Below are 12,167 nucleotides of genomic sequence, written 5' to 3'. Positions count from 1 at the left end.
TCATCCGGCGGTTAATCAGTCGGACCGTTCCCGATATTCGCTCGGCGAACATCCCGCATATTGCCTGAACAGTTTGTAGAAATGCCGTACATCTTTATAACCGGACTTTTCGCAAATCTCGTATATTTTCAAACTTGTGTTCCGTAGAAACTGCGCTGCCTGCTCCATCCGGATTTCCGTCACGTAATCGGAGAAGCTTGTCCCCGTCTCCATCTTGAACAGACGACTCAAGTAAACCGGGTTCAGGTAAACATGATCTGCCACATCCTGCAGCGAGATCTCTTTGCCAATGTTTGCTTTGACGAATTGTTTCACTTGCGTAATAACCTTTCGTTCCTTCTCCGCATTGGCGCTTGTGTCCCTGCGGCTCAACTCCTGCAGCAGCGACATGCCGATGCTCCGAATCTCTTCCATATTTTCCGATTTGCACAGTTGCATCAACTGGCGGCTGCCGCTTTCCGCCGCATATACCTCATCCATGCTGCCGAACAGTTGAATGAGCAGGGACTTGACCGTATCGATCGATTCTCCGCCGTAATCCGCCAACGTCTGCTCCAGCAGCCGCTCGGCCTCCTCGTAACGTTCCGCCTGCAAACACTCGGTCCAGCGCCGCTTGTCCTCGATCCACTGCTGCAGCCGCGCGTCCGACGAGCGATTCGGGCGGAGTCGCAAAGCTCTATGTTCCTCCAGAAACTCGCTCAGCGCGCGCGGTTCCGAATCTCCCTGCCATTCGATCTCAAGCCCCAGCAAGGCGCGCAATCGAGACGACGCTTGTGCGAGCAGACGGTCAATCTCGCCGGCAAGACCGCCCTGTTCCGGCTCGACGCAAATCGCCAGCATCATCAGCGGATTCGAGGCCGACCCGAACGGCAGCAGCGCAATCGATGAAGCGTGCTCCGACAAGCTATGCAGCAAGGTGCGCTGCACGGCATCCGGCGGGGAAGCCGACGGCCAGGCAATGCGAACGGCGGCGCAGGCGCATGTCCGCGGATCAATATTAAGCCCGATCATCTCGATCTGTCTAGCAATCTCGTCTTCGTCCGCAAGCGTGTCGAATAGCAGATGAGGCAAGTAGCGCTCTTTCAAATACCGCATCATCTGATTCTGCATTTCTTTGTCCAGCGCCGATCGCTGGCGTTCCGCCCGCTCCTGATCCAACTGCTCCTTCAAAGCGCCGAATACCCGGTACACTTCGTCCAGATCGGTCGGTTTGGGCAAATATTCCTGCACATTATACCGGAGCGCTTCCTTTGCCAATTCGAACTCCTGGTAACCGCTGATCAACACTACCTTGACGGGAATGCGATGATCGTATATATGCTTTGCTAGCTCCAGCCCCGACATAAACGTCATGCGGATATCCGAAAGCACGACATCGACTTGATGCTCCGCCAAGTATGGAATCGCTTCCATTCCATCCTTCAGAACGGCCTCCACTCGGAAGCCCCATCGCTTCCAGTCCACAATCTCGGTCAGCCCGTTCCGAACCACCTCGTCGTCATCTACGATTAAAATTCGATAAGGCGCATCTTTCATTTCAGACCTCCGATTCTAATTAGAATATTAGGATAATTCTAGATTGACACAAAATATAGAATTCGTAAACCGTGAGATAATAATGTGAACGTGAAGACGGGGCGGTTCAGAAGTCAGTTTTTACTGACTTTCTGGACAGCCCCTTTCTCTATGCACGGGTGGACACTCTTACCGCCCTACCGTCTCCACAACAGGCAGGCTGATTTCGAATAGGCTCCCTGCTCCCAGCCGACTGCGTACAGAGATCGTACCCCCATGAACCTCTATGATTTTTTTGCATATAAAGAGGCCCAGTCCCGATCCTCCGTATTTGCTGGAACGAGACTTGTCCCCACGGTAAAAGCGCTCGAAAATATGCGGCAGATCTTCCTCCGCTATAAACAGCAGCGGTGATTTCCGTTAAGCTGCCGAAGCCATTAACGATGCTCCCGATCGCCATCGCTATTAACGGACAAAGAAGAGACAATGTCACAGCACCCAACATAAAAGCGGCCAGCTTCGCCAAATAAATCTGAGTACGCGAGTAGCCGGTTGAGCAGACGACCTTCATGACACCGGAAGCATACTCCTTGGAGATAAAAAAGCCTGCCAGAATACCTATCGATATTTTTAATAAGATCTGATTGGCCTGCACTCCGACGACAAAGGATTGAATGCCGGTCATTGGCGGTTTTCCGGAATTGCTCCCGACAAAGTAGAACATCACATATAACATAATCGGAGCAAAAATCATGACCATCAGCAAGGCTTGGTACAGCGGATCATGGCGCAGCTTGTACAATTCGGAGCGAATAAGATTAATCATGACTGTTTCCTCCGATCTTCTGGATGAAAAAACGCTCCAGCTCTTCGCTCACAGGCATAAATTGCTCAATCTCCAACCCGGAAGCTGCCAACAAGGAAGAAATCGCGCCCGGCCGCTCAGTGGATTCGTATAATCGAATGGATCCGTCGGGCATTCTATTGATCTTTGCCGGTGCCTGATCCATTAAAACCTCTACAGCCCGATCCGAATCATCGACCTTGATATGAAGGTATTGGCGGCATTTCTCATTCAACTCCCTCGCAGTCAATTGCTCCAGCAGCTTCCCTTGATGAATGATACCGTAATGGGTAGCCAACAGATGGAGCTCGCTGAGAATATGGCTGGAGATCAGGATGGTCAAGCCGGTATCCCGGTTAAGCCTTGTCAGGAGCTGCCTTAATTCCATCACGCCAACAGGATCCAAGCCATTCGTCGGTTCATCGAGAATAAGAAATTCCGGGTCCCCCAGCAATGCAATAGCCAGGCCGAGGCGCTGCTTCATTCCCAGTGAGAATTCCTTGACCGGCTTGCTGCCCGTATGGTCTAGGCCAACATTGTTCAACAGCTTATCGAGGCTTGCTCTATCGGAAATGCCCTTCTGAAGCCGGCGGACCTCCATGTTCCCTCTCGCTGTCAGATGAGATAGCAGCGCGGGACTTTCAATCGTGATCCCCATGCGCTTGCGCGCCTGAACAATGCCGCTTGCGGAACTTTGCCCAAACAGCTCGAAGCTGCCGGAGCTGGGGAAGGCCAAGCCCGAAATAATTCGCATCAGTGTGGATTTGCCCGCACCATTCTGTCCGATAAATCCGTAAATGCTGCCTTTACAGATCGACAGCTCCACTTGTGACAGCGCGGTATGTTTCGGATATTGTTTGGTCAATTGCCGGGTTTGCAGAACATATTCTTCCACGTTGCAGAAATCCCCCCTTATTGTTGTAGCCACAGGCTGTCTATGACTTTTCTAATCATAAACTTCAGTTGTGAATAGCCAGCTTCCAATAAGTAAACAAAGTATGGGGAAATGATTAACGTTTGATAAACAGTGGAGAGGACAACAAAATCACCTGACGGTGATTCAATAACCCTAAAACGTCCAATCACTCGCTGCCTATCGGACATACATGACGCTATTCTTCAATGTTTCAGGTTTTCGGGAATGGAAGAGACATAGACAACCTTATTGGCATCATCCGAGCGCCATTTGGCTGGATACTAGCGAAATCGTGTCGCTGGTGTCTGTTATTTTTTTTAACCTTTTGTTCGTCAATCTTGGAGTTGTATCCTTTCCTATAGAAGAACAAGGCCATGCTTCGGATGCTTCAAAGGATACCTATTCCCAGCCTTAGCCTTACACTTCTACTTATCCACAATGTCTGAAATTCATCATTTCCTAAATAACAAGAAAAACCGTCAAGGCGGTTTGTCCCTGACGGTCCTTTTTGTGCTGAGGCCAAAAAGCCAAAAGAGCTGTTTCATCTTTTTCAGGTTTTTTGATATAAGGCGCTGGTGCGGCTGCCCAGTGTTTCCTTAAGTTCATTTGCGTACGTATTCATTGGCGTAACTTCCTCGTTTTTCAAGGGGCTTCGCTATACGATTTCATCTCTCTGTCGAGTCCTTTTTCTCATTTCGCGCAAAAAAAAGAGCGGGTTATCATTTCAATACCCTGCTCTTTACTTCATTTTGGCCCTGTGCCTTAACTTAATGATATTGCCCCTTAGGCTGGGTAGCCGTAGGCGATTCTCTCCTTTCTTCCCTTTCCTTGGTTTGGACCTCTATTGTCCAATGTGATACACGATGGCGAGGGCCTCTTGGAGATGAGCGACCTGCAGCTTTGCTAAGCAAAGCCCCATAGCGACAAAGCGTGAACAAAACCGGCTAGTTGAACAAACTAAACAGGTGTGTGCGGAACTGAGCGACGTTATTTTCGCCAATTCAACGGTTTACGGTACCCTTACGGAACGGAGCGCTCTTATGCCAACACAATTGCACTCCATCCCCCTTATTATCAACCAATAACGTCTCTGAGTTCCGCTAGGCCTGCCTTTACCCCTCCATTCGCTCAATTAAGGTCTCTCGGTTCCGTTGTCGCTTAGCACCTACGCATGCCGTAGCGACAACGACTGAACTCGCGCTCCACCCAGGAACTTATAATGTCTATATTGTCGAGAAAGCCGCGAAAAGCCTTGTACAATCAAGGCCTTTCGCGGCATAGAGCGCTATTGAACCGTTGCAAGCAGGCTGTCCACAATATAGTCGAGCTGCTTATCGAGGGAATAAATATCATTGTAATAAGATAAGCCAAAGCCGATTTCAATCAGGCGGCCTTCCTTGACTGCTGGAATACTGTTCCAGACTGTGTTCCCGGACAGATCAGCCATTCCCTCATAGGAGGAACGAAACACGTAATCGCCTATATACTCCGAAAGCACCTCGAAGGACAATTCCATGCCAGTAGCCTCCGTCGCCATATCGATCTCCGCTTGCAGTTTTTCAGGGGCCTTCATTCCGAGGTATTCATAAATAATTTGCGAGCCGCGCCCATAATCCTTGCTGGCAACGACCCCCATCGAGCCATTTCCGCCCTCTACGATCGTTACGGTCTTATCCAGCAGCCCCGCATCAGCCAGCTTTTGCTTACTCGCTTCCACTTTTTCATAGAATTGCTCCAGCACTTCATTTACAACATGTTCTTTGCCCAGCACATCGCCGACTTGCCGGATTCGCTCCTCCAGCGGAGCGTCAAAATAGCTCAAGAGTACGGTTGGCGCAATATCTTTCATCAGTTCATATGTTTCTTCCGATGGAACGATAATCAAATCGGGATTCAACGCAAGTACTGCCTCCTGGCTCGGTTTGAACCACTCTCCAAGCTGGGGAACATCTGCAAGCGCCTTTTCGAATGCCGCCCCGCTGTAGACTGCGGACACGCCCACTGGCGTAACATCAAATGCAAGTACATCGCCAAGCATATATAACACGACTACGCGCTGCGGATTGCTCGGAACCTCTATCTCGCCTTTTGCCGTCGATATAACTCGCGTAGCCGGCTCCGATTCCACGACAGGCGAAGCCGACGGTTCGCTCGTCTCCTTAGGCGGTGCAGTTGTTGCTGCACTTTCAGCCCCGTTGCTGCCAGATGAGCAAGCAGCGGCCAGCATGATGAAACAAAGCAGAACAATAGTAAAAACATTTCTTCCAGAACCAGCAAACATAAAATAAATCCCCTCTCAAGCCATGTTCATATTGGTAACGATAATCGTTATCGATAATGTATCATGGCGCCCAATCACCGGCAATGTTGCATCTGGACATATCACACGGCAAATATAGACGAACATCAGCGAGCTGTCGCGAGCAGCCCGTCCACGATATGGGTTAACTGTTGATCGAGAGAATACAAATCGTTGTAATACGACAAGCCGAAGCTGATGTCGAGCAAACGCCCTTCCCGAACGACGGTCAGGCGGTTCCACGCTTCTTGCTCTGACAAATTCGGCATCCCTGCATACGTCGAACGAAAAACAAAATCGCCTGTATACGCATCAAGCTGATCAAACGGCACATGCAACCCGCTCGCATGGACAGCCTGGTCGATGCAGCTCTGCAGCCTCTCCGGCGCCTTCATGCCCAAATAATGATAAATAATATGCGAGCCCCGTCCGTAAAACTTGCTAGCCACGACTTCGACCCCGTTCTTGCCGCCTTCCATAATCGTTACCGTCTTGTCCAGCAGCCCCGCCTCGCGCAGCTTCCGCTTGCTAATGTCTATCTTCTCATGGAACTGTTCCATCCTTTGCGAAAAATCGTTATAAGAGCCCAACCATTCGCTAATATGGTTCATGCGCTGTTCTATCGGCCATTCATAATCAACATGGACAACAGGCGCAACGCCTTGCAGCATTTCGAAAGTCTGGATGGATGGCGCAATAATCAAATCGGGTCTCAATGCTTTAATCTGCTTTACCTTGGGCTTGTACCATTCCCCCAGTGAGGCGGAACCGTTCAAGCGCTGCTGAAGGCTCGAGCCTTCATAAATATCCGAAATGCCTACAGGAGCTACATCGAACGACAGCACATCGCCAAGCAAATACAGAACGACGACCCGCTTCGGGCGATAAGGCGCACGACGAACCGCAGCGACCGAAGCTTCAGGGAAATGCGCGCAAGCCGCACTCTCCGAACGGTAGCGAACAGGCGGGATACCTATATGTTTCTTGAACATCTTCGAAAAAGAATAGCTGTCCGCATATCCAATACCGCTGGCTATTTCCTGAACCGTAGCGTCCGTCACCTGCAGCAGTTGTTTGGCATAATCCATGCGCATGCGAATGACATAATCAATAGGGCTAAGTCCGGTTCTGTTCTTGAATAGACGCGCCAGATGCCGCGCGCTGCTGTCCATTTGCTCGGAAAGTTGCTCCAACGTGATCGGTTCCAGAAAATGCTCCTCCAAATAGTGAAGCGCCTCGGTCACTACGTCGGCCTTGCTTGCCGACGTCAATCTGTCCTGAAGCTGCAGCAGCAGCTGTTGGACAAAAGTGTAGAAGTACCCTCTTACATGCAATTGCTGCAACGGTCCTGGTTGCTGCCAACACTTGTGCATAGCTGTAAACAGGCGCAGCAAAACCAATGGTCGGTCCGGCACCACTGTATAATGCGAGCGAGCAGGGTCAGCAGCCAAGCCTGCCAACGCCCCATCCAGGGGCAGCAGAGGTCTGTATGAGACCCAATAACACACAAAACCTTTTTTGGGCGCTGATATAGTCACCCTTCCCTCTCGGCCGCCATGCAGCACGCAGAAACGACCGACTTGCTGCAACTGCCCGTCCAGCTTAATCTCGGCTCTGCCCTTTATACTGAATAAAAAAAAGCTGGACGACAGCAACTGCGGACATAGCCGCTCTCCCGGCTGCAACTCCACATATTGAAAGTCCACGATATGGACCGCAGCATGATTCCAAAACGCAAATTGCTCCTTCCAGTGCAAGCTGATCACCCCTTTCGCCTGTATGACGACAGCTCCCATTATATATGATAACGATTCTCACTTTCAATATGTAATCCAAACAAGCTCCGCCGCGATACTGATGGAAGGTGTTTGCCGGAACAGTTACTTGGTGGCGAGTGGCCGAACACAAATAATGTGAACTTGAAAACGGCAAGCGGACTCGTCCGCCTGCCGTCTTTTTCTTGCAAACATAATGACTTAGATTTTCTCGAACCGAAGCAGAATCACGCTATGAGCGGATACGTTAAGCCCGTTTTCGACGGATACAGCGTCGCGCATAACGGGAACGACCTGCTCCGGAGCCTCCGGCGTATTGGAAGCGTGAATATCTGGATGATGCAGCGACCATACGGTCGCGACGCTCTCGAATCCTTCCGGAATGCCCAGCGCAAGCTCGAAGCTCTCCTCCAGATGCCGATTCACGATCGCCACGCGAAGGCTTCCATCCTCCCCGATTGCTCCGACTGCGTCGATATAAGGCGAGGAGACAGGTTGATGCTTCCGCTCCAGCTCTGCGCTGTATTCCGGATTGCTCACTTGCGGCACCGGCGTTAGACGCGAAGGCGCTTGTACATCGACGCTCACGCTTTCGCCGACCATCCACTCTCTGTATTGTTTGAACAGATGGTACAAAGGCGTCTTAATGACGGCGTCCTCCGTCACGTTCATAATGCCGTTTCCGTTGACGAGGAACACGTAGTTCGCCATGCCCACATGCGGGCTAAGCCGGATCATCGCATGAAAGATTCCCGCCGCGAATATCGAGTCTTGAAGATTGCGGGGGCTGTTGCGATTGAGCGAATAACCTTCCTTGCCCGACGGATTCGCTTCGTAATGGCGAATGTTCCATTCGTCCAAGGAAAGCCGAATCGGGTGTTCGGGTTTCTTGTGCATCCTGCTTAGCGTCGTATCCAGCGTGCTGATCATCTTGCGCAACTGGTTCTCGAAGTACACCGGCGTAAAGGCAATCGGATAATATTCGTCCGAGCTCTCCCTGTCGATGGAGCAGCCATAAATATGAATCGTCAAATAGCTCAGATATTTGCCTGCAGCCTCGATGACCTTCCGGTCCCACTCCTCGTCGTTTCCTTCGTAGGACCCGACGCCAAGCAACTGCAGCTGCCTATCGTACTTCTTGGCGAACTGCGCCCAGTTAGCCAGCTTGGCCGCATATTCATCCGCGCCGAGATTACCGGCCTCCCAGTCCCCCCATGTCTCGTTGCCAATGCCCCAGAGCTTGACGCCATAAGGCTCCTCGCGCCCGTTCTCCTTGCGCCACAGTGCATCCGCCGTTTCGGTGCCGTTGCAGTAGTCGATCCAGCGCAAAGCGTCGACCAATGTACCTGTTCCCAGATTTACGTTTACATAGGGATCGGCGCCGACCTGCTCGCACCAGCTCAGAAATTCGTCCGTTCCGAACCGGTTCGACTCCAGGCCGCCCCAGTGCCAATTCGGACGAACCGGCCGCTGCCCGCTAGGGCCGACGCCGTCCTTCCAGTCGTACAGGTCGACATAACACCCTCCCGGCCATCGGATGACCGGAACGCCCAATTCCCGGGCTGCCTCGATGACGTCCTGCCGCAAACCCTGATTGTCCGACTTGGGCGAGTCTCCGTCCCATACGGACGGGTACATGCAATTGCCGAGATGCTCGAAGTATTGACCGTATATATAAGGGCTGATCTCGCCTATCCGTTCATGCATGTTAACCGTAACACTAGCCTTCATCTAACTGTCCTCCCTTTGGCCGCCGCTTTTCTTCGCGAACGGATTATGGTGGCTCGCCGTGCTGCCCGATCCCTCCGTCTTCGTCAGGCGCAAGCCGCCGTCGACCCGGTCCTCCACGCCTTCGGCCCCGAGCAGGTATTGGCCTTGTTCGATCAGCAGCCTCCGAACATCCGCCACTGGAACTTCCCGCGTGTTAAGCTTCTGGCTAACAGCCAGAGCCGCCGCGGTTCCGGCCCCTTGCCCAATGCCCATTGCCGTCGCCATGACGCGAACCGAACCAAACGCGTTATGCGTCGCCGAGATGCAGCGTCCGGCTACGAGCAGGTTATCGACGCCTTGGGGAAGCAAACTGCTGTAAGGAATTTCGTAGACCGCTTTGCCCGAACCGGTAAACACCTGCTGCTCTCCTTCCGGCGGGTGAATGTCGATGGCGAACGTGCCGCATGCAATGCCATCCTCGAACGCCCGGCTGTTCAGCACGTCTTCCTCGGTCATCGTGTAATCCCCGACGATATGCCGCGTTTCGCGAACGCCGACCTGCACGCCTGTATCGAGTACGTAGGCATCCTCGAATCCGCCGATGTTCCGCTTCATGAATTCGGTCACGGCCCACGCCTGATGCCGCGTTTCGATCTCGGCCCTCGTCAGGTCCATGACATTGGTGCCGTCGATGCCTTGAAGGCGGGTACAGTTCACCGCGAATTGACCTTCTCGCGGAAGCTCGTACATCAGAATCCGCGGCGCGGCATCTTTCGGATACTCCCCGCGCTCGACCGCCGCTTGAATAATTTCCTTCATCCCGAGAAACGCCAGCGCGCTTTGCGCGTCTATCTCTTCGTCGCTCGGCGAATCTTTGAGCAACTGCCGGTTGTCTTTCATCCATGCTTTTAACCGGCCAACATCGACGCCGGCCACCCGGTAGAACAGCGTTACCGGCTGCATCGCTCCGTCCGACTCCCGTCCTTTGACGAAAGGAGCGCCGATTCTCGCGGCGACGTCGGCGTCCGCCGAGCAGTCGATTACTGTTTTTGCCCGAATCGCCTGCCGTCCTGATTTGCTTTCGACGATAACGCTGGTGATCCTGCCGTCTTCCGCGTAGGCGTCGGCGAATGTGGTATGCAGCATCAGTTCGACGCCGGCCTCCTTCAGCATTTCGAACAGCACGAGCTTCATGCCTTCCGGATCGAACGGAGACATCGAAGCATTATCAAACGTCAGATCCGTGACATGGCCCAGAGAAGCCGTCTTCTTAACCAGCCGTTCAACCAGTTCGCCGGCTACGCCCCGGATAACTTGATTGCCGTTAACGTCATGGAACGTAAACATCGGATTGACCATCGCTACTGTCAGATTGCCGCCGACGAATCCGTACCGCTCAAGCAGCAATACCTTTGCTCCGTTGCGGGCGGCTGCTACCGCGGCGCCGATTCCCGCGGGGCCTCCCCCCACGACGAGCACATCCGGTTCCGCCGTTACGGGAATGCGCCGGGCCGTTTCTTCAATATAATTCATTTTCATGCCGCTCCTTCCAAGTGCAACGTATTCTCTATTTTTTTGTGCTGTACCAGTCGTTGATCGCTTTTATCACGTCGCTGCCTCCGGACGAATCCCATTTGCCGAGGAACTTGTCGAAGTTCTCGACCTTCTCGCCGCTGAGCAGCACCTGCAGGAAGAAGTCGTTTTCCATTTGAGTCAGGCTCGGCAAGTTTTTGCCGACGGCTTCGATTGGCGGCATAAACGCGATCGGATTGACCTTCGCATATTTGTCGAAATCCTTATTTATAGCATTAAAAGCTTCGAACAAAGTCGGCGTCCGGCGAAGACGCGCCAGCCACATTTCCGCATACTCGACTTCACGAATGCCGTTGAGGAAGAAGTACGCGCTGCCTCGTTTTTCCGTGAAAATCGGCATGATCGGGCTGTATACTTCGTTCTCCTCGTTAAACGTAACACCCTTTTCGCCCAACGTCAGAAACGTGAAATTGTTTTTCTCCATCTTCATGTCCATAAACTTGATCGCTTCTTCGGCATTTTTAGAGGACTTCGGAATCGCATGCACATAAATCAGCTTGTCGGCCATTTCCACGCCGGCCGATCCGTCAGGTCCCTGCAGAGGAGAAATGTAGCCCATTTTGCCATTTGGCACGTTTGTTTTAAAGGCATCGTTCATATTTGAAGCCAGATTCCAATCGCCCGAGATCATCGCCGCCTGACCGCTGATGAACTTCTCCTGAGCTTGGGCCGATTTATTGATCGGCCAGTCTTTATCGACCAAACCTTCGTCGAACAATTTCTTCATGAAGGCAAAATACTCTTCCATTGCCGGGTGCTTAATTCGCGGCAGCAATTGTCCGTCCACTTCGGACCACGCCGTATAGATGCCGTACGCGCTCCAGACCATAGGTACGTTCATTCCGTTCCCCGTAAGCGGAATCATATCCGGCTTCTTTGCTTTGATCGTTTTCAGCGTCTCGTAGAATTCGTCAAGCGTTTCCGGCGTTTTCAAACCAAGCTCATCCAGCACATCCTGCCGCACGATCATCGTCTGCTCAATGTTAGCGCGTTCGTTTTTCTGCGGAATGCCGTACAGCTCCCCGTTGTATCTGCCAAGTTCCCAGGAGGATTCCGATATTCCTTCCTTCAGGTTCGCTCCGTGTTGGTCTACCAAATCTCCGATCGGCTGAAGCGCGCCTTGGGCGACCAGCGTATAAAACTGCGGCGGGTTTAACGTGAGAATGTCATAGTTCGCGCCGGACGCAACCTCGATATTAAGCTTTTCCTCCGGATTATCCTTAGGCAAAAGCGTATAGTTGATCTTATACCCCGTCGTTGCTTCGATGTCTTTGGCGACAGGATCGTTGTTCGGGTCGAAACCGACGTTAAAAGCAAGAACCTCCAGCTTCGGCTTCGCTCCTCCGGTTTCCGCCGATGGCGAAGACGATGGGCTCGTTCCGCCCTGACCGGTTTCCTGCCCCGTTCCTCCCGAGCATCCCGCAAGCACGGTTAATGCCGCGATCCCGGCAATTGCTGTTTTCATCCATTTCATGCGATTGGATAGCATAGATGATTAGCCTCCCTTTTTGTAAC

The 12,167-nt window shown here is 52.3% G+C and carries 7 protein-coding genes and 2 pseudogenes; all 9 read right to left on the bottom strand.

The window, feature by feature from the left end; genetic code table 11:
- Positions 1-15: 15 nt before the first annotated feature.
- On the bottom strand, positions 16-1,536 hold the full coding sequence (locus H7F31_RS12355; protein ID WP_187104419.1) for a response regulator transcription factor: 1,521 nt from the start codon (positions 1,534-1,536) through the stop codon (positions 16-18).
- 168 nt (positions 1,537-1,704) lie between these two features.
- A pseudogene (locus H7F31_RS12350) lies at positions 1,705-1,914 on the bottom strand (sensor histidine kinase); the annotation flags it as partial.
- A gap of 40 nt (positions 1,915-1,954) precedes the next feature.
- Positions 1,955-2,341, bottom strand: a pseudogene (locus H7F31_RS34170) (ABC transporter permease); the annotation flags it as partial.
- Positions 2,334-3,254: an ATP-binding cassette domain-containing protein gene (locus H7F31_RS12345; RefSeq protein WP_187104418.1), complete on the bottom strand. Its 921-nt coding sequence runs from the start codon at positions 3,252-3,254 to the stop codon at positions 2,334-2,336. The gene H7F31_RS12345 and the pseudogene H7F31_RS34170, both read right to left, overlap by 8 nt.
- Before the next feature lie 1,306 nt (positions 3,255-4,560).
- Positions 4,561-5,556, bottom strand: coding sequence for an ABC transporter substrate-binding protein (locus tag H7F31_RS12340; RefSeq protein WP_187104417.1), 996 nt, complete (start codon positions 5,554-5,556; stop codon positions 4,561-4,563).
- Positions 5,557-5,681: 125 nt separating this feature from the next.
- Complete coding sequence (locus H7F31_RS12335; RefSeq protein ID WP_261800397.1) at positions 5,682-7,340, bottom strand: AraC family transcriptional regulator; 1,659 nt, start codon at positions 7,338-7,340, stop codon at positions 5,682-5,684.
- Positions 7,341-7,550: 210 nt separating this feature from the next.
- Entirely contained in the window at positions 7,551-9,080 is a 1,530-nt protein-coding gene (locus tag H7F31_RS12330; RefSeq protein WP_187104416.1) for an alpha-L-arabinofuranosidase C-terminal domain-containing protein, read from the bottom strand.
- Complete coding sequence (locus H7F31_RS12325; protein ID WP_222622751.1) at positions 9,081-10,592, bottom strand: FAD-dependent oxidoreductase; 1,512 nt, start codon at positions 10,590-10,592, stop codon at positions 9,081-9,083.
- 34 nt (positions 10,593-10,626) lie between these two features.
- Entirely contained in the window at positions 10,627-12,141 is a 1,515-nt protein-coding gene (locus H7F31_RS12320) for an extracellular solute-binding protein (RefSeq protein WP_187104414.1), read from the bottom strand.
- Positions 12,142-12,167 lie beyond the last annotated feature (26 nt).

It is taken from the genome of Paenibacillus sp. PAMC21692, from assembly GCF_014303795.1.
In the GTDB taxonomy this organism is placed as follows: Bacteria; Bacillota; Bacilli; order Paenibacillales; family Paenibacillaceae; genus Pristimantibacillus; species Pristimantibacillus agaridevorans.
The sequence above is the reverse complement of the archived record's forward strand: the minus strand, read 5'-3'. Positions and strand labels throughout refer to the sequence as shown.